The organism is Thiocapsa bogorovii (genome assembly GCF_021228795.1).
GTDB lineage: Bacteria > Pseudomonadota > Gammaproteobacteria > Chromatiales > Chromatiaceae > Thiocapsa > Thiocapsa bogorovii.
Map to the genome: position 1 here is coordinate 1,815,827 of NZ_CP089309.1, position 18,856 is coordinate 1,834,682.

Annotated in this window: 20 protein-coding genes; 19 read left to right on the plus strand and 1 reads right to left on the minus strand. The window is 63.9% G+C overall.

Going from position 1 to position 18,856, the window contains the following annotated elements:
• Nucleotides 1-183 precede the first annotated feature (183 nt).
• From LT988_RS08275 to LT988_RS08320, 10 genes are all read left to right on the plus strand, one after another.
• Entirely contained in the window at nt 184-1,533 is a 1,350-nt protein-coding gene (locus LT988_RS08275) for an alpha/beta hydrolase (protein WP_232410538.1), read from the plus strand.
• A 67-nt stretch (nt 1,534-1,600) separates the two neighbouring features.
• Nucleotides 1,601-2,380, plus strand: a complete 780-nt coding sequence (locus LT988_RS08280; RefSeq protein WP_232409699.1) for a bestrophin-like domain — start codon at nt 1,601-1,603, stop codon at nt 2,378-2,380.
• A 144-nt stretch (nt 2,381-2,524) separates the two neighbouring features.
• The gene (locus LT988_RS08285; RefSeq protein WP_232409700.1) at nt 2,525-3,013 is read left to right on the plus strand and encodes a hypothetical protein; all 489 of its coding nucleotides are present in this window, start codon (nt 2,525-2,527) and stop codon (nt 3,011-3,013) included.
• 346 nt (nt 3,014-3,359) lie between these two features.
• On the plus strand, nt 3,360-4,259 hold the full coding sequence (ppk2, locus tag LT988_RS08290) for a polyphosphate kinase 2 (protein ID WP_232409701.1): 900 nt from the start codon (nt 3,360-3,362) through the stop codon (nt 4,257-4,259).
• A gap of 85 nt (nt 4,260-4,344) precedes the next feature.
• On the plus strand, nt 4,345-4,605 hold the full coding sequence (locus tag LT988_RS08295) for a hypothetical protein (RefSeq protein WP_232409702.1): 261 nt from the start codon (nt 4,345-4,347) through the stop codon (nt 4,603-4,605).
• Between the two features lie 26 nt (nt 4,606-4,631).
• On the plus strand, nt 4,632-4,910 hold the full coding sequence (locus tag LT988_RS08300; RefSeq protein WP_232409703.1) for a hypothetical protein: 279 nt from the start codon (nt 4,632-4,634) through the stop codon (nt 4,908-4,910).
• Nucleotides 4,911-5,219: 309 nt separating this feature from the next.
• On the plus strand, nt 5,220-6,158 hold the full coding sequence (locus LT988_RS08305; RefSeq protein WP_232409704.1) for a hypothetical protein: 939 nt from the start codon (nt 5,220-5,222) through the stop codon (nt 6,156-6,158).
• A gap of 55 nt (nt 6,159-6,213) precedes the next feature.
• Complete coding sequence (locus tag LT988_RS08310) at nt 6,214-6,639, plus strand: hypothetical protein (protein ID WP_232409705.1); 426 nt, start codon at nt 6,214-6,216, stop codon at nt 6,637-6,639.
• Between the two features lie 3 nt (nt 6,640-6,642).
• Entirely contained in the window at nt 6,643-7,872 is a 1,230-nt protein-coding gene (locus LT988_RS08315; protein WP_232409706.1) for an HlyD family secretion protein, read from the plus strand.
• A 79-nt stretch (nt 7,873-7,951) separates the two neighbouring features.
• Complete coding sequence (locus LT988_RS08320; protein ID WP_232409707.1) at nt 7,952-8,224, plus strand: hypothetical protein; 273 nt, start codon at nt 7,952-7,954, stop codon at nt 8,222-8,224.
• A gap of 53 nt (nt 8,225-8,277) precedes the next feature.
• On the opposite strand, the gene LT988_RS08325 is transcribed toward LT988_RS08320, so the two are convergent.
• Entirely contained in the window at nt 8,278-9,327 is a 1,050-nt protein-coding gene (locus tag LT988_RS08325) for an AraC family transcriptional regulator (protein WP_232410539.1), read from the minus strand.
• A gap of 278 nt (nt 9,328-9,605) precedes the next feature.
• On the opposite strand from LT988_RS08325, the gene LT988_RS08330 reads away from it, so the two are divergent.
• From LT988_RS08330 to LT988_RS08370, 9 genes are all read left to right on the plus strand, one after another.
• Nucleotides 9,606-10,202: a rhodanese-like domain-containing protein gene (locus tag LT988_RS08330; protein WP_232409708.1), complete on the plus strand. Its 597-nt coding sequence runs from the start codon at nt 9,606-9,608 to the stop codon at nt 10,200-10,202.
• A 52-nt stretch (nt 10,203-10,254) separates the two neighbouring features.
• Nucleotides 10,255-10,470, plus strand: coding sequence for a hypothetical protein (locus tag LT988_RS08335; RefSeq protein ID WP_232409709.1), 216 nt, complete (start codon nt 10,255-10,257; stop codon nt 10,468-10,470).
• 64 nt (nt 10,471-10,534) lie between these two features.
• Complete coding sequence (locus LT988_RS08340; RefSeq protein ID WP_232409710.1) at nt 10,535-10,888, plus strand: potassium channel family protein; 354 nt, start codon at nt 10,535-10,537, stop codon at nt 10,886-10,888.
• 125 nt (nt 10,889-11,013) lie between these two features.
• Nucleotides 11,014-12,075: an HlyD family secretion protein gene (locus tag LT988_RS08345; RefSeq protein WP_232409711.1), complete on the plus strand. Its 1,062-nt coding sequence runs from the start codon at nt 11,014-11,016 to the stop codon at nt 12,073-12,075.
• A complete protein-coding gene (locus LT988_RS08350; RefSeq protein ID WP_232409712.1) occupies nt 12,065-13,162 on the plus strand; it encodes a DUF2955 domain-containing protein in 1,098 nt (365 codons plus the stop codon). The genes LT988_RS08345 and LT988_RS08350 overlap by 11 nt, the downstream gene beginning before the upstream one ends.
• A 138-nt stretch (nt 13,163-13,300) precedes the next feature.
• Nucleotides 13,301-14,353: an efflux RND transporter periplasmic adaptor subunit gene (locus LT988_RS08355; RefSeq protein WP_232409713.1), complete on the plus strand. Its 1,053-nt coding sequence runs from the start codon at nt 13,301-13,303 to the stop codon at nt 14,351-14,353.
• Between the two features lie 17 nt (nt 14,354-14,370).
• Nucleotides 14,371-17,406, plus strand: a complete 3,036-nt coding sequence (locus tag LT988_RS08360) for an efflux RND transporter permease subunit (protein ID WP_232409714.1) — start codon at nt 14,371-14,373, stop codon at nt 17,404-17,406.
• Between the two features lie 91 nt (nt 17,407-17,497).
• The gene (locus LT988_RS08365; RefSeq protein ID WP_232409715.1) at nt 17,498-17,803 is read left to right on the plus strand and encodes a hypothetical protein; all 306 of its coding nucleotides are present in this window, start codon (nt 17,498-17,500) and stop codon (nt 17,801-17,803) included.
• Nucleotides 17,804-17,811: 8 nt separating this feature from the next.
• Nucleotides 17,812-18,849, plus strand: coding sequence for an Lnb N-terminal periplasmic domain-containing protein (locus LT988_RS08370; protein ID WP_232409716.1), 1,038 nt, complete (start codon nt 17,812-17,814; stop codon nt 18,847-18,849).
• Nucleotides 18,850-18,856: the final 7 nt, after the last annotated feature.

The window sequence follows — 18,856 nt, forward strand, 5'->3', positions numbered from 1 at the left end:
CTGATCCTTGTTGGGTATTCCCCCTCAAGAGACCCAGGTCCGGGGACGTTCCGAGAGCCCCCGGCATCCGCGAGCAACGTCTATTCTAATGTGGTTCCGATGACCTTGGAGTGAACCCGCATGAACGCCATTCCGATGCTTGACCGGCGCGCCGGCGACTTCGACGACCCTTCTCAAACGGCCATGCAACAACGACTCATCAAGATCGGTCTCGCGCTCCTGGCCACCCTTCTGCTCGCCGGCTGCGCCACCAGCGCGCGCCAACTGATGCCGACACCGATCCTGTATCAACTTCCAGGCGGACAGCCGGTGTTCGAGGTCACCGAGACGTCTCGGCAGACTCCCGATGTCGACCTTCTTTTCATCACCGACCGGGCCCCGCCAACGCCCGCGGAGCTCGAGGCGCACGCCAAAGACGAGGCGCGGCCGGCTTACGGCCAAGAGCGTGCCCGGCACATCGCCTTCGGCTCCGTGCGGGTACGGATGGTGCCGGGGTTGGACTGGGAGACCCTGAGCGAGCAGAGCCAGCTCGCCGAGCGCACCCGGGAGGTCAATCTGGAGCTGGGGCCGGTGCGGGAATTGGGCGTCTATCCGGAGGAGCCCTACCCGGTGTCCAAGGGCGCCGACGGCAAGGTGCTGCGTGATCGTGCCGAGCTCGCGCGCCACTTCGAGGCCAAGGCCGAGCTCCAAGGCGAGGTGGAGCGCAGGCTGGCGCAGGCGCCGAAGAAAGAACTCATGCTCTACGTCCACGGCTTCAACGAGACCTTCGCCACCGCCGCCTTTACCGCCGCGGAACTGTGTCACTTCCTCGGCCGCGAGCAGGTCTGCGCCTTCTTCACCTGGCCCGCCTCCACCACCGGCAATTTCCTGATCTCCTACACCACCACCACCGAGTCCGCCGACTACGCGGTCGCGCATCTGAAGAAGACGATCCGCACCCTCGCCACGACCCCGGGGCTTGAGCGGTTGCAGATCCTGGCCCACAGCCGCGGCACGGCCCTGACCTTGCGCGCCGTGAGCGAGTTGGTGACGGAGGCGATCGCCGCCGGCAAAGAGCCGATCGACCTGTACAAGATCGACAACCTGGTTTTGCTCTCGCCGGACATCGACGTGGACATCGCCGGTCAGCAGATCACCGGCTTCCTCTCCGATCCGGAATTGATGACGGTCTGGCCGGAGGGGCGTCTACCGCGGGTGCTTCAGGGCCGCTTGACCATCTATGCCTCGCCGGAGGACCGCGCCCTATTGGTCTCCCGCATCCTGTTCCGCAGTCGCAACCGGGTCGGTCAGCTGCGCCCGGAGGACATCCCGGACCGAGCACAGCGCTACTTCGAGGCCGTCGGGCGCATCGACCTGATCACCTACGAGGGCAAGCGCACCGATGCCTTCGGCCACTCCTACTTCACCACCAATCCGCAGGTCAGCTCAGATCTGATCCAATTGATCCGCTACGGCAAGCAGTTGGGCGAGCCGGGCCGGGAGCTAACCAAGACCGGACGGGTGACCTGGGAGTTTCCGGTGGATGGGTCATGAGGCAGACACGCGCGTTCTTGGACGACAAACCTTATCCACCCACTCCAGACTGACCAGGAATCGATTTATGCACCAAGCCGTCAACACAACGCTGACTGCCATCGCACTGTTTATCGCGATGCTCGTCCTACTGGAGGTGGGCCGCCGCGTCGGCAACAAACAACTCACCAGAGATCCGGAAGGTGCGCGAGCCGGTACAGGCGCCGTCGAAGGAGCCGTCTTTGCCTTGTTGGGTCTGTTGATCGCGTTCACGTTTTCCGGAGCCGCGTCGCGTTTCGATGCGCGCCGCGATCTCCTCGTTCAGGAGAGTAATGCAATCGGTACCGCCTATCTGCGGCTCGATCTACTGCCGGCCGACGCCCAGCCGGCGATGCGTGAATTGTTTCGTCGGTACCTGGATGCCCGCTTGGACATCTATAGCAAACTGCCTGACGTGCAGGCCGCGTATGCCGCACTCAAGACGGCTACGGACCTGCAAACGGACATCTGGAACGCGGCCCTTGCCGACGGCCAACAGACCGGCGCGATGCCGGACGCGATCAAGCTGCTGTTACCTGCCCTAAACGACATGTTCGACATCGCCAGTTTGCGGACCATGGCGACCCAGATGCATCCGCCGATGGTCATTTATGGACTGCTCTATCTCATGGCTATGGCCAGCGCATTGCTGGCCGGATACGGCATGTCCGGCGGTCGCTCGCGCAGCTGGCTCCACGTCATCGCCTTCCCGGCCGTCATGGCGATTGCGGTGTACATCATCATCGACATCGAGTACCCGCGCCTTGGCTTAATCAAGGTCGACAGCTTCGACAAGGCACTGGTCGACCTCAGGGCGAGCATGGACTGAGCTGAAACCGGCGACATCGGAACGCGCAAGCTTCAGCGAGCGCGGGATGACAGAAGTGGCCATGACGACGGAACACAGCAGGCCGTCGGAGACCTCCACCTGCGCCTTCACCGTAGATCGATCTCATCCGTCGGTCGGCATCCCATGCCGACACGGCTGCCCGCAGGGCAGGCGTGTCGAGGACGGGGCCAATCCTTGCCATGTCTGCTGGTCGCGCTGACCGCCGGTGCGCTTCTGTCCGGGGTGCGCGTTGCGCAGGGGCAGGAGATCGAGCCACGCACCTACTCCAACGCGCCGGTTGGCGTGAACTTTCTGATCGTTGGCTCCGCCTTCACGCGGGGTGGTCTGCCATCCGATTCCGCGTTGCCTTTGACCGACCCGGAACTCGATACCTCCAGCGCGGTGCTGAGCTATGCGCGGGTGTTCGATCTCCGGGGAATGTCGGGCAAGTTCGACGCTATCGCCCCCTACACCTGGCTGTCCGGATCGGCAAACTCGGTGGACGGCCCGGTCGATCGGCACAATTCCGTCAATCTGTATGTCAGCCGTGGGGTGTTCGCACGTACCGGCAACGATTTCGATCTCATCGGCATCGCCATCGCCTGGCAGCTCCGCTGCGGCGGCGGGCTCTAGGATCGCCTGGGAGCCGTTAACCGAACCTCCGAAGTTCCGCCTCCGAGATTGCGTAGAATCAACGCCATATCGGTGCCCGTCGGCGCGCTCCTGTGCAGATTCGCTTCATCCTGTCGGGCTACGAACTGATCGTGTTTACATCCCTTCCGGCAGCTGGCCTGGTGGACCGATGGCAGGTTTATTGCGCTGTTGTTTCGCAGGCTTATCGCTTAAACCACCCCAGCTCCAGCAAGTGTTGATTCTTCCGAGGCTGAATCGAATACAAAACAATCGCATACTGCGCTGGTCGCGGTTGAATTGTTCGATAATGAAAGAACCAGCGGCACTGCGGAGGAGGCAGCATTCAATGAACGAGATCAAAGACGTCATCGACCAAAATGAGTCCACGGAAAACGAGGGAGCTGACGCCGAAACTCCGGCAGCCGAGAGCCGGGCAGCAGAGGTCAGACCCCCAAAGAAACGTAAGCATCCGAAAAAGCTGAAGAACAAGAAATACCTGCGCGAACTGGAAGGGCTGCACGTCGAGCTGGTCAAGCTGCAGCAATGGATCATCCATGAAGGACTCAAGGTCTGTATCGTATTCGAGGGTCGCGATGGTGCCGGCAAGGGCGGAGCCATCAAGGCGATCACAGAGCGGGTCAGCCCGCGGGTCTTCCGCGTCGTCGCGCTGCCGGCGCCCACCGAGCGCGAGAAGTCTCAGATGTATATCCAGCGCTACATGCGTCATTTCCCGGCAGCGGGGGAAGTGGTGATCTTCGATCGCAGTTGGTACAACCGCGCCGGTGTGGAGCGGGTGATGGGCTTCTGTACCGAGAAACAGACCGAACGGTTTCTCGAGTTGGTGCCGCTGACCGAGAAGGCGATGGTGGATTCCGGCATCATCCTCCTCAAATACTGGCTCGAGGTCAGTCCGCAGGAGCAGACACGACGCCTGGAGGGGCGCATCGAGGACGGGCGCAAGACCTGGAAGCTCTCGCCGATGGACCTCAAATCCTACAGCCGCTGGTACAACTACTCGCGGGCGCGCGATGCGATGTTCGCGGCCACCGACACCGATTTCGCACCCTGGCACATCGCACCGTCCGACGACAAGAAGCGCGCACGCCTCAACATCATCAGCCACCTGCTCGCGACGATTCCCTACAAGACGCTGCCCCACAAAAAGATAGAGTTGCCGAAGCGGCAGAAGGCCGAGGGCTATCGCGAACCCGACTATCCGTTCAAGTTCATCCCCCGGGCGTTCTGACCGTCCGTCAACGCTGGCGCCCTCTTGCAACGGGTCGCTCGCTGCGGACGGGACGGAACCGTCGACACACTCCAAGGAGTCAACTATGAACAACATGAATCGTCGCAACCGCAAGAGCCGAATCGTCGGCCTGCTCTTGGTCCCGGTCCTTCTGAGCCTGCTGCCGGTCAGCTACGCCGCACGCGTAGGCGGTCCCGGCGGCGTGGCCGATCCGCGCGGTATCGCCGATCCGAGAGGCGTTGCCGATCCACGCGGCATTGCCGATCCGAGAGGGATTGCCGATCCGCGCGGCGTTGCCGACCCCCGAGGCATTGCCGATCCGCGTGGCCCCCTCGACCCGCGTTAGTGATCCATTCAGTTCCGGAGGACAATATGAGCGAAATCCCGCATGAAGACGGCGTGATCGTCACCATTCTTGAGCGGTTCGAGCAGTTCCGCCTGCCACGGGCGCTCGATCTCAAGGCCAAGGTCGAGCGCGGCGAGCGACTCGAGGATACCGATCTTGCGCATCTCAACGAGGTGATGCGGGACGCGGAGGAGATCAAGCGCTTCGTGGACAAGCGGCCGGATCTCCAGTCGCTCTATACGCGCGCCATCGGTCTCTACCAGGAGATCACCCGCAAGGCGCTCGAGAACGAGCAAGGCTCCTAAGCCGCGCCGTCAGCTCATGCAGCCGCCACCGATGGTCGTGTTCTCGTTGAGCCGCTTCGTGCCGTCATTGCGTCGCTCCGACTTCTTGAACAGTATCGGCCCGCTGCTCGAACCGACACACGTCCTGCGCAGGGGCCACCATAGGCAGATGCGATCCGGCAGTGGTCAACGGAAATGCCGAGCATGACCGATGACGCGAGCCACCACGCCCAGCGCAGCGAAGCGCTACGGGGATAGAATTTGAAACTGTTTCAGTCAATTTTCGGCGGTGGCGAGAAGGTCGGAACCTATCCTGAGTCACTCATCAAGATGGCCACGGAGCGCGCCGTAGACGGCACGGATTCGCGACTGCGTCTGCTGCCGGGCTACGCAAAGCGCCTGCGCAAGCCCGTCATTCAGGCCATCGATCACGTGGTTACGCTGGTGGCGGGGATACCGGCACCCGTGGCGGCGACCCGCACCAGCTATAGCACTGAGCCGCGCCTCGCGGCATTGTTTGCCTCTGCCCCGGATATGCTGGACACCTTCAGCCGAGACCCTGAGCTGGGGGCATTTCTGTCGGGCTCGGACGGCGGCGAGGTTCCCGCCGTCACGACGCTGCTCCTGGCGGAGCGAACGGAAAAGAGCATCCTCGGCATGGACCTGGTCGGCGACCAGGTTCGGCACGATGTACAGCAGGTCTCGGTCAGTTTCAGCGGACACCGGCTGCTCGACCCCAAGACCAGCGAAGAAGACATGCGGCGCCAACTCATGCGGCGCGCCTTCGACCATCTGCTGAGCCTGGCGCTGAGCCGCATCGCCGAGGCGCGCGTGGAGCGCGCCGACCTCACACGCCAGCGCGATCTGCTGCGTCGCAAGCTGACGACGCTCGAACGCGGCGGCTGGGGCTTCAATGCGCCGGGGGGCGAGCACCCTGATCCCGCCGCATTGGCGACCGAGTTGGACGCCATCACGGCTCAGTTGGGCACCATCGGCTCGGACGCCGGCGTCCTGCGGGCGCATCTGGACATGGTCGCCGAGCTCCTTGGCGAGGCCGATGACCAGCTGCGAAGGGATGAGATCACCCTTTATCTTGATCCGATGAACATCCAGCGCGACGCACGGGACCCATCGGTTCGCCCGATCGTGTTGCAGGAGCTGCGCAATGCCAGGGGCCGCACTGCCGTCATGCTGCCCATTGCAATCGACCCGGCTGAGCTGCCGCCGCGCGAGGATTTCGTCACCGCGGCGCAGCGCTACCTGTACTGACTTCGGCTCGCCATGGAGCCACGGACCTCAACACGATCGATTCGGAGATTTGCAGATGACGGAGCCGCTACACCCGGCCGCGATCCACCACTTGCCCCCGTTCGTCACCGCGCCGGGCGAGACCGACGTACTCTTCATCGTCACGGCCTTTTTCGTGCTGTTCGCCGTGGTCGGCATCGGCATCTTCTACTTCAAGCTCCACGCGTTGCCGGAACAGATGGCGCATCGCGGTCAGAAGGTGCAGTTCGAGCTCGTCGCGGTACTGGCGCTGCTGGCGCTCTTCACCCACAACCACTTGTTCTGGATCGCCGGGCTACTGCTCGCCTTCGTGCCCTTACCGGACTTCACGACGCCGCTGCGGTCCATCTCCGGCTCCCTCGAGCGAATCGCCAACAGAGCGGAGCCCGCGACTTCAACGCCGCCGGTGCAGGACGCGCCTGTCCCGGCCGATCATCAGCCGATCGGGCAGCGGGAGGCCTAAGCGATGTTGGAGCTACTCCTGTGCTCGATGCTGACCGTGTTGCCGGACTACCTCTTTCGCCGTTACGTGCAGGGCAAGCGGTTCGGGCGCGAGATCACGCTGTTCACGGTCTGGTTCGAGCTGCGCTGGGGGATCACCCTGTGCCTGATCCTGACCGTGGCCCTGATCACGACCATCTTCTACTTTCACCCTTCCACCAAGTCCGCCACGTCGGTCTTCCGCACCGTGACCGTGCTGCCACAGATCAACGGCCGAGTGGTCGAGACCTTTGTCGAGCTGAATCAGCGGGTCGAGGAGGGGCAACCCCTGTTCCGTCTGGACAGCACCGAGCAGGAGGCGGATCTCGAGACGGCCCGGCGCCGCATTGCCGAGATCGAGGCCGCAATGATCGTGGCCAAGTCTCGGCTCGACGAAGCGGACGGTCGCATCACTCAGGCGCGTGGTGCACTGCAGCAGGCCGTAGACGAGTTCGAGACCCGCTCCGAAGCGAATCGTAAGAGTCCCGGTTCAATCGCGGAGCGGGACGTCGAGCGCATGGGCGTTCAGGTCGAGACCCAGGAGGGCGCACTGGATGCTGCCCTGGCGAGTCGCGAGGCCATCGTTTCGGAGATCGAGTTCAAGCTCCCGGCGGAGAAGGCGAGCGCCGAGGCCGCGCTGCACGAGGCCGAGGTCGAGATCAAGAAGACCCTGGTCGTGGCCGGGACCGCCGGCGTCGTGCAGCAGTTCGCGCTGCAACCGGGCGACATCGTCAATCCGATGATGAGACCCGCCGGCATCCTGGTGCCGGAACGTCACGCGACGGGCCTCATGGCCGGCTTCGGGCAGATCGAGGCGCAGGTGCTGAAGGTGGGCATGATCGGCGAGGTCACGTGCGTCGCGATGCCTTGGCGGATCGTGCCGATGGTCGTGACCGAGGTCCAGAACGTCATCGCCTCTGGCCAGGTGCGCCCGACCGACACCCTGATGGACGTGCAGCACTTCGCTAAGCCCGGCTCGATCACCGTCGTCATGCAGCCGCTCTATCCAGGGCAGCTCGACGACCTGCCCCAGGGCGGCAGTTGCATCGCCAACGCCTACACCAACAACCACGATGCGCTACAGGACCCAAACATCGGCAGCCTGCACAAGTTCGGACTGCATGCCATCGACACCGTCTGTATCGTGCATGCGATGATCCTGCGCATCCAGGCACTGCTGTTGCCGATCAAGGCCCTAGTGTTCAGCGGGCATTGATCGGCAAGGCGCGGGCGACACGGACGGCCGATTGCGTGCCGTTCGATCGCAGAATCCAAACAACCAACGAGGACAACGCATGAAAGACCCACAGCGGGATGAAGGCGTGCTGCAGGCATTGCTTGAGCGACTCAGTGAGCAGCGCCTGCCGCGGCTGCTGGCACTGAAGCAGAAGGTTGACGCCGGACAGACCCTTGCCGAGCAGGACTTGAGCTTCCTGCGACAGGTCTCCGAGGATTGGGAGCAGGCCAAGCCCTTCATCGACCGACAGCCGAAGTACCAGGACCTGGTTGCCAAGGTTGTCCACCTCTACGGAGAGATCGCCGCGAAGGCGCTCGAAAATGAGGGATGACATGAAGTCTAGCCGCGCTATCCGTAATCCGACTGGGCTTGCGCTCCAGTACATCACTTCCCGCGCAATCTCGCAGCCTTGTGATTCTTTCGCCATTGGCCAGGCGTGCTACCGCTCCAGCGCCGGAATGCGCGCGTGAAGGCACTCGCGTCGGCGTAGTCGAGTGTCTCGGCGATCTGGTGCACCTCCATCCGGGTGTCTGCGAGCAGCTGCCGGGCGATCTCGAAGCGCCCTTCGTCCAGAAGTTCCTGAAAGCTCGTGCCGCAAGCATTCAAGCGACGGCTGAGCGTGCGGCTGTGTATCGAGAAGAGCTTCGCGACCTGGTCCGACCGGGCCTGATCCATCAGCAGTGCCGTCCGCAACACGCGCCGCACCTGCCCAGGCAAGTCGTCGCCGTATTCGGCCTCGAGCGCATCGATCTGCGCCTGCAGCGAGCGGCGTAGCTCGGGATCGGCCCCTGGCAAGGGGTGATTCAACCAGTCGGCAGGGAACACCACCGCGTTCAGCGCGGAGTCGAAGAGCAACGGAGCCCCGAAAAAACCGCGAAAGGGACGGACGTCCTCCGGCTCGCGGTGAGCGAACCGGACCTCGGTCGGCTTCCAGTCCGGGCCGCACAGCGTGCGCAGGATGTTGAACATGGCGGCAACTGCACCGTCCCCAATCTGATCGGTCGCCACCGTGCCGGATTGATAGATGTCGTACCTCAGCATCGCCAGATCGCCGTCCAGCTCCAGGTGCGCCACCGCGCCGCGGACGTGGAGATGCAGAAAGCGCACGAGGCTGCGTAAGGCCATCCCTACGTCCGGTGAGTACTTCACCAGCAGGCCCATCAATCCCAGGGAATGCAGATCGGCCTGCTGGCCGACCAGCAGACCCAGATGCTGGCAGCCGGTGCTGTCGACACAGTGCGCCAACAGACGGCTACGGGCCGCGTAGGAAATCCGATTTTCAGGATCATCGAACAGGCTCAGGTCAAACCCCGCCCCGGCCAATACCTCAGCCGGATTGGCACCCAGGCTTCGGAGAGCCGCCGGCAGTGCCATGGTGGCGCCGATACGCAGCTCGGTTGCCGGGTGTGGGGGTGCTGTTCCGCGTCGGGTCATAGTCACGGCGTTTCCACTGCTTGATCTCGTTCGACATCCTAGGCGTTGCTGTCCGGAAATGTCCATTGTTTGTCTTGATATGTCCAGTGCGGCGGCAAGCGCCGTGTTAGAGTCCTACGCTACCGTCGATCTATGCGCGTTGTTGGAGGTCTCCGTCCAGCCGACCGAATTCGACATGACACCCACAGTGACGTTGAGGGGTCGCGTGCCGACGCCGCAACGCACTGAATCCCGAATTGGGCCCGTAACTGCGCCCCGATCAATGAGAGGAGTCGACGATGAATCCAAGGTGGCTTTCGAGTGTCGTTGCAGCGACCTTCCTGCTTGCTTCTACAATGATCCTCTCTGCGTCCGAAGAACAGCAGGTTCCCGAACGCAAACAGACGACCCTCGGTCTCTACATGAATGCCGCGCAGGCCTACGAACAGTGGAAGGCCGCACCTGAGAAAGTGACGATCATCGACGTGCGGACCCCGGAAGAATACGCCTTTGTCGGTCACCCGGAGATGGCATGGAACATCCCCTTCGCCTTTGTCACCTATCAGAGGAAGGACGGCAAGACCGAATACGGCCCGAAGATGAACGCCGATTTTGTAGAGCAGGTGAAAGAGTTAGCGGGAACAACCGACACCGTGCTGCTCATTTGCCGCTCAGGCGACCGCAGCGCCAAGGCGGTCGAACTGTTGGCGGCTGCCGGCCTCGAGAACGTCTACACCGTCACTGACGGATTTGAAGGCGACAAGGTCAAGGATCCCGGCAGCGTCTTTGACGGTAAGCGGATGAGGAACGGCTGGAAGAACTCGGCCCCCTGGGTCTATGACATCGATCCGGAAAAACTCATCCTTGAAGAGTATGCATCAGAGCATAAGCAATAGTGCGGCCTATGGGCCGGACTCGAACCAACCCAGAAGCGACGATCCAGAAGCGATGATCATGATCGATAACCGTTCCGCTATGGTGCGACTGTCTTGCGTTATTGTCTTTGCCGCGGCGGTTCTCGTGAGCGGTTGCGCCACGGATTCCAGCCTCCTCGGCGACGGCACCGGCGTCACCGCCAGCGACCCGACCCGCGTGACGCAGAGCGGCTTCCTGTCGAACTACGGGCGCCTGGCCGCATTGCGTGGCGTGGGGGCGGCGAACTAGGCTGGGACAAGGACGCGCCCATTCAGGGCTCGTCGCTGGTCTAGGTAGCGAGGGCTGCAAAACGATGCGCGATCTATTGCTGTTCGTAAACAATTTTTATGTGATCGCCCGCTTCGTCCGGCAGGTCTTCGTGTTCCTGTGCCTGCTCCTGATGCTGTTGGGGCTCGCCCTGGCCTGGGCGGAAGACTGGACCCTGGGGGACGCCGCCTATTTCACCTTGATCACCGGACTAACCGTGGGCTACGGCGACATCACGCCGGTGACGACACTCGGCCGGATTGCCAGCGTCGCGTCGGCGATTGTAGGCGTTGGCGCGACCGGTCTCTACGTCGCCATCGCCAGCAAGGCGGTCGCCACGGCAATCCGGGGCCAGCGCCCCCGTCGCGACACGAAGATTGCGGACGCTGATGTTGACTAATGGCCCTGCAGCGCGGCGCCGGCGGGCCGCATTCGGACTTGAGCCGGGTCACCCTCGCCACCCTGATGTCTTTGCCGGATGCAGACGAGACCTAAAACAACCACACACGCATGGCCGGCCAACCGATGAAAACGACCACAAGACTTGTCACCTTCCTGGCGCTGCTGCTGTTCGTCTGGTACCTGTTCGCCGACCGCATCACGCCCTACACTTCACTCGCGCGGGTCAAGGCGATCGTGATCGAGGTCGTGCCGCAGGTTTCGGGCTATGTCGCGGCACTTGCGGTGACCAACGCGCAGCTCGTCGAAGGCGGCGACCTGCTGGCCCGGATCGATCAACGACCCTTCGTGCTGGAGGTCGAGAAGGCGCGTTCCGCGCTGCAATCTGCGACCCAGTCCGTCGGCGCCAGCTCCTCCCAGGTCGAGGTCGCCCAGGCCACCCTCACCCAGGCCGAGATCAACCTTGAGAACGTGAAGGTCCAGAGCGCGCGCATCTTCGAGCTGGAGCAGAAGGGGCTGGTCGCCAAGGCCAAGGCCGACGACATGCGCGCCGACCTGGCCGCCGCCGAGAGCAAGGTGGCCGGGGCGCAGGCGGATCTGGAAAAGGCGCGCCAACAGCTGGGTGATCAGGGCGCCGACAATGCGCAGATCCGCTCCGCCATCGCGCAGTTGGGCGAGGCGGAGCTCGATCTGGAATGGACCGAGCTGCACGCGCCCTCGCGCGGTGTCGTGGTCGATCTGACGATCGGCGAGGGCACCTTCGCGAAGGCGGGCCAGGCGCTGATGAACCTGGTGTCCTTCGAGGATGTCTGGGTCGAGGCCTATCTGACCGAGAACAACCTGGCGCGGGTGTCCGTCGGCGATCCGGTGGACATCGTGCTGGATCTCTATCCGGGCCGGATCTTCAAGGGCGAGGTCAGCAGCATCACCAATGCCGCGTCGGTCGGCCCAGACTCGCCCGGTAGCCTGCCGAGCGTACCGAAGGAACAGGCCTGGCTGCGCGACCCGCAGCGTTTTCCGGTGCGTATCCGCATGCTGGGCTACGAGATCGGCAGCGAGAACGCCGACATCCGGCGCAATCTTAACGGCCAGGCCAATGTCATCGTCTACACAGGCGATAACGGGTTCCTGAACGCTCTTGGGGCGGCCTGGATCAGGCTGATCAGCTGGCTCTCCTATGCCTACTGAGCCGTCTACTGAGATCGGGCTCCCTGAGCCGGCGGACGACCAGGCCAGCGCGCGGCAAACCCACGACCGCCGCGCGCTCCGGCTTGGCCTCGGCGTGACCCTTACCTTCGTGATCGCGCTCGCCTACGACTGGACCCTGGCGTATCTCGCGCCCATCTTCACCGCGCCCTTGTTGCAGGCGCCGAGGGCGCCAACCCCGCGCGCGGCGGTCGGCATCCTGCTGGTGACGAGCCTGATCATGGCACTGTGCCTGATGGCGGGCGGCGTGTCGCAAGCCTACCCAGCGCTCTTTCTGCTCGCGCTCTTCCCCGCGTTGTTCTGGACCTTCCGCTCCGGTCTGCGCGGTGGCTCGTCCCTGGTGATGATCCTGCTGCTGGTCGGGCTGATGCTGGTGCCGATGGTCGCGAACACCACGGTCGAGATCACACGGGATGTCGCCGGCTCCTTCGTCGGCAACATCGGCGTCTCGCTGGCGGTGACGCTGCTCCTCTTCGCCCTGCTTCCGCCACTGCCGACCGAGCCGACGCCGGCGCCGAAGCCGGTCTTGCCGGCGGCGGAGGTGGATCGGCGTGCCTGGATCCTGACGGCCATCACCGGTTCCTACGCGGTCGCCTACTTCAGCTTCGGCTGGACCAACGTCCACACACCCATCTACATCGCCATCTACGCTTACAGCGCCAACCTGGCGCGTGGTCTGACCGTCACCAAGGGCATCCTCGCGGCCAATGTCGCGGCGGGTCTAGTCACCTTGGTCATGTACCAACTCACCGTCATGGCGCCGCACTTTCCGTTCGTGGCGACGATGACGCTGGCCGTCGTGCTGGTCCTTGCCCGCATGATCACGTCCGATGCGCCCTGGGCCCCGTTGGCCGGATTCGCTCTCAGCGTGGTGATGATCCTCTACGGCGAATCGATCATCCCCTTCAGCGACGAAGGCGGCGCCAACTTCGCCGATCGCTTGGGCGAGCTCGGCATGGCGGCGATCTACGCGCTGGTGGCGCTCTACGTCCTCGACGCGTATTTTCCCCCGAGAGAGGCTGGATCGGGCGACGCGCAAGCGTCCGCCGCGCCCGCAGCCGAAAACTAGGTGATTTCCGTGTATCAGCAACTTCCCCTGCTCTGTCGTCGTCGGTTCCTGTGTCTTTCAGCATGGATGGCGCTTGTCCCTTTCCTCGTTGGTTGCTCCAAGAGCGAGGAACCGGTTCCGGCGGAAACACCACGGCCGGTGAAGACCGTCGTGGTCGAAGTACCCGATATCGGCGGCGTGCGCCGCTTCCCGGGGCGTATCGATGCGCTGAACAAGGCCGAGGTCGCCTTCCGCGTACCGGGCACCATTGCGGAACTGCCGGTAAAAGAGGGCGACCTGGTCGAGCAGGGGCAGCTGCTCGTCGCCCTGGATCCGACCGACTTCGAGATCACGGTCAAAGACGCCCAGGCCAGCTTCGACCGCGCCGATAACGACTTCAAGCGCGCGCAGGAACTGGTCGAAAAGGACTTTATCTCGCGCACGGACTTCGACGAGAAGGAGGCCCAGTTCAAGAGCGCACAGGCCGCCCTCGATCAGGCCAAGCAGGATCTCTCCTACACCAGGCTGACGGCCTCCTTCCCCGCCACCGTCGCTAAGCGCTACGTGCAGCGTTTCGAAGAGGTCCAGGCCAAGCAGCCGGTGCTGGCGCTGCAGGACAGCACGCAGCTAGAGGTCAGGATCGACATGCCGGAGAACATCATGCTCAGCATCCGGCCCCCGGGAAGCGGCCAGCCGGAGGCCGGACGGGTACCGGTCACGGCCAGCTTCGACAACCGCCCGGGCAGGGAGTTTGATTTGACCCTTCGCGAGGTCGCGACCCGCGCCGATCCCAAGACCCAGACCTTCGAGGTCAGCTTTACCATGCCGGCCCCGAAGGACTTCCTGGTCCTCCCCGGCATGACCGCGACGGTGACCGCGGATCTGAGCAAGGTCGCGACGGCCGACACGGTCTTCTACCTGCCCGCCGCGGCCGTGACCGCCGACGAATCGCTCCAGCCCTTCGTCTGGGTGGTCGACGAGACGACGATGAGGGTGCAAAAGACTCCGGTCGAGGTTGGTCGCTTGACGGGCCGGTCGATCGCGGTCAAGGACGGCCTCACCCCCGGCAGCCGGGTGGTGACCGCCGGTGTTGGCTATCTCGCCGAGGGCATGCCGGTGCGCCTGCTGCCCGAGCGCGAGGAGGCCGAGCCGCGGCCCGGCGAGGTGCCGAGCGAATCGCCGCTTCCCGCCTCGGCCCCGCCTGCATCCTGATGGGAACATCCAAGACCGTGAACATCGGCGAATACTCGGTTCGAAACCCCGTCATTTCCTGGCTGCTGGTCATCATCCTGATCGGCGGCGGGCTCTGGGGCTTTCAGGGCATGGGCAAGCTGGAGGACCCGGCCTTCACCGTCAAGGTGGCCAAGGTCATCACCTATTACCCAGGGGCCTCGGCGCAGCAGGTCCAGGACGAGGTGACCTACCACATCGAAGAGGCCCTCCAGCTCATGGAGCAGGTGAAATGGATCAAGAAGTCCATTTCGCGGCCCGGAATGTCCGACATCACCGTCGAATTCCAGGACAAGTATCGCGGGCCGGACTTTCCGAACATCTACGATGAGCTCAGGCGCAAGATCGCCGACATGCAGCATGAGCTGCCGCCCGGCGCCCAGGCCCCGATCATTGTCGACAGCTTTGCCGACGTCTACGGCATCTACGTGACCTTGGGCGGCGAGGGCTACAGCTGGCGCGATCTCTGGGATACGGCCGATGACCTGAAGAAACAGCTGATCCTGGTCCCTGGGGTGCGCAAGATCGTCATCGACGGCGCGCAGCAGGAGGTGGCCTACCTGACCATCTCGCGCGCCCGCCTGGGCGAGCTCGGCATCCCGGTTGAGCGCATCGCCAGCGTGCTCAAGTCGCAGAACGTGGTGGCCGACGCCGGCAACGTGGCGGTGGGCGACGAGTACCTGCGCATCTGGCCGACCGGCGAGTCGAGCTCGGTGCAGTCCATCGGCGACGTGCTGATCGCATCGGACGAGAAGAAGCTGGTGCGTCTGAGCGATATCGCCGAGATCCAGCGCGCCTACCAGGAGGTCACCGGCAAATACTATTACAGCGACGGCCGGCCGGCGCTGGCCCTGGGCATTTCCCTCCAAGCGGGTCAGAACGTGGTCGCGGTCGGCGAGGCGGTGGACCGGCGCCTGGCCGAGCTGCAGGCCGACGTCCCCATCGGCATGGCGTTGAGCGCGGTCTACGACCAGCCCAAGGAGGTCGATGAATCGGTCAACGGCTTCATCGTCAGCGTCGGCCAGGCGGTGGTCATCGTGCTGGTGGTGCTACTGCTGTTCATGGGCCTGCGCGTCGGCCTCATCATCGGCGCGACGCTGCTGATCACCGTGGCCGGCACCCTGTTCATCATGGCCCTGTACGGAATCGAGCTGCAGCGCATCTCCCTGGGCGCCCTGGTGATCGCACTCGGCATGCTGGTCGACAACGCCATCGTCGTCGCCGAAGGCATGCTGGTGCGCATGAACGCCGGCATGAAGGCGCCCGAGGCGGCCAGCGAGGCGGTCGGCAAGACCATTTGGGCGTTGTTGGGCGGTACCGTCATCGGCATCCTCGCCTTCGCCGGTATCGGCTTTTCGCAGGACAGCACCGGCGAGTTCGCCGGCTCCCTGTTCTACGTCATCCTGATCTCGCTCAGCCTCTCCTGGATCACCGCCATCAGCACCACACCGCTGCTGTGCGGCCTGCTGCTCAAGCCCGGCGAGGCGGGCAGCGAGCAGCAGGATGCCTACAGCGCGGCCCCTTTTCGCATCTACCGCGGGCTGGTCAGCTCGGCCTTGCGCTTGCGCTGGGTCACGATGGGCGTCGTGGTGGGGCTGTTCGTGCTGTCGCTCTGGGGCTTCGGCTTCGTCAAGCAGGCCTTCTTTCCGTATTCCAACACGCCGCTGTTCTTCGTCGACATCTGGGAGCCCCAGGGCACGGACATCCGCAAGACCCGCGAGGACACGCTGCGGGTGTCGGAGTACCTGCGCGGTCTCGAGGGCGTGGAGCAGACCACCTCGGTCATCGGCGGGCCGCATCAGCGCTTCACCCTCGTCTACGACGCCAAGGAGGCGAGCCCGGCCTATGCGCAGATCATCGTGCGCACCGATACCCGCGAGCGCATCGATGCCGTTTGGGACCAGGTCGACGCCTTCCTGAAGCAGGAGCTGTATTGGACCGACCCCATCCTTAAACGGATGATGATCGGCCCCGGTCGCGACAGCAAGATCGAGGCGCGCTTCCATGGACCGGACGCGGCGGTGCTGCGTGAGCTGGCTGGGGAGGCCAAGGCCATCATGCGCGCCGAGCCGGGCACCAAGGAGGTCCGCGACGATTGGCGCGAGCCGGTCAAGGTAGTGCGCCCGATCTTCAACGAGCAGGTCGGCCGACAGCTCGGGATCAGCCGCGAAGACCTCGCCGCCGCGCTGCAATACGCCTTCGAGGGCACCCAAGCTGGACTGTACCGCGACGGCGAGCGGCTGTTGCCGATCCTTTTGCGGGCGCCGGAGGAGGAGCGCGCCGATGTCGCCAACATCCAAGACATCCAGGTCTGGAGCCCGGTACTGCAGAAGGCGGTGCCCGTCGGCCAGGTGGTGAGCGGCTTCGAGACCGAATGGGAGAATCAGGTCATCGGCGGGCGCGACCGCATGCAGACCATCATCGCCTCCTGTAATCCCAAAGGCGCCTTGGCCGGTCCGCTGTTCGAGCAGCTGCGACCGCAGATCGAGGCCATCGCCCTGCCGCCCGGCTACAGCCTGTCCTGGGGCGGCGAATATGAGGACCAGACCAAGGCGCAATCCTCCCTGCTCGGCGCGCTGCCGCCGTCGTTCCTGATCATGATCCTGGTCAGCATCCTGCTCTTCGGCAAGCTCAAGCAGCCGCTGATCATCTGGCTCACGGTGCCGCTGGCGCTGGTCGGCATCACCGCCGGCCTGCTCGCCGTCGATGCCGCCTTCGACTTCATGTCACTGCTGGGCGCCCTGTCCCTGGTGGGGCTGCTGATCAAGAACGCCATCGTGCTCATCGAGGAGATCGACCAGCAGATCGAGACCGGCAAGCCGCCCTTCCCGGCCATCCTCGACTCCGGCGTCAGCCGCATGCGACCGGTATTGCTGGCGGCGGCCACCACCATCCTGGGTCTGATCCCGCTGCTGCCCGATGTCTTCTTCGTCAACATGGCCATCACCATGATGGCGGGGCTCGGCTTCGCGACGGTGCTGACGCTGGTGGTGGTGCCGACGCTGTATGCGATTCTGTTTCGGGTCCGAACGTAGAGCTGCTCTACATCAGTGCGTGCGAGCGGTCGAACGTCGTTTTTGGGTTCCCGGCCCGGTTGGCCTCTTACGCTGCGGAGGAATCAGGCGGATGCTCCAGTCAACGATACACTTGAAAATCCATTCAACGCTCAGGGCCACGCTGCTCGCATCGCCGACGTTAACGACCGAAGCGAATGCAATGTTCCAGAACAGCGCCGCCTTCGAACCGTTTGTTGCCCAGGGCCTGGATGCGACCGCCGAGGCCGGAACCATGACTGGTGAACAAAAGGATCAGCTCGCAATGCGGTTCAACGAAGGCAAGGCCGTATTCGTGTTGATCGGCAAGAGTTGGAAGATCGCGGCCAAGCTGACCGGATCGAGATACTGGCCGGACGACGAGCTGAATGGCCGCTGAGTGAGAGGATGATCCTCTCGCGCATCAACCGCCTCGTCCTGCGTATCGCCATTTCGCTGGCACTGGCGATCGCGATCCTGTGGGCGGGCGCGGCACTCTGGATCGACGGTCCCGAATCCCCCGTGCTCGCCGGTACGCTCGCAGGGGGCCTCGTGCTGCTCGCCGGGCTTTCGGCGCTGATGGTCCGTCCCTGGCGGCGGGCCGTCGTCGCGGTCTTCGTGCCCTTCGCGATCGTGCTTGGCTGGTGGCTGACGCTCGCGCCGAGCAACCAGCGTGATTGGCAGCCGGATGTCGCGCGGCTACCGACAGCGACCGTCGATGGCTCCATACTGACCCTACACAACGTCCGCAACTTCGCGTATCGCGGCGATCAGGCGTTCACCGAGCGTTGGGAGACCCGCACCTACGACCTCGACACCCTCGTCGGCTTCGACCTGTTCATCTCGTTTTGGGGGCCGACAGCCTATGGTCACACCATTGCGAGCTGGGAGTTCGCCGACGGGCGTCAACTTGCGGTCTCGATCGAGACGCGCAAAGAAATCGGCGAGGAGTACTCGGCCCTGCGGGGCTTTTTCCGTCAATACGAGCTCTACTACGTCGTCGCCGACGAGCGCGACGTCATCGGGGTTCGGGCAAACCAACGCGGCGAGACGGTCTACCTCTATCGATTGGGAGGGGCGCCGAGCACGGCCCGCGCGCTGCTGCTCGACTACGTCAAAGAGATCAACGCCATTTCCGAGCGACCGCGCTGGTACAACGCCCTGACCCACAATTGCACCACGACCATCTGGCACCATACGAAGGCGATCGGTATCGGCCCTACGATCGACTGGCGGTTGCTTGCGAACGGCTACGTCGTCGACCTTGCCTACGATCGCGGGACGGTCGACACCGGCCTCGGGCTCGATGAGCTGAAGCGCCGCAGCGATATCACCGCGCGCGCTCGGACGACCGGCGACCCGGAGGCGTTTTCGAGAGCCATCCGGGAGGGATTGCCGCCTCGACCTGATCACGGCGCCGCGAGTGCCGTCCCGCCTGCGCGCTGACTCTTGT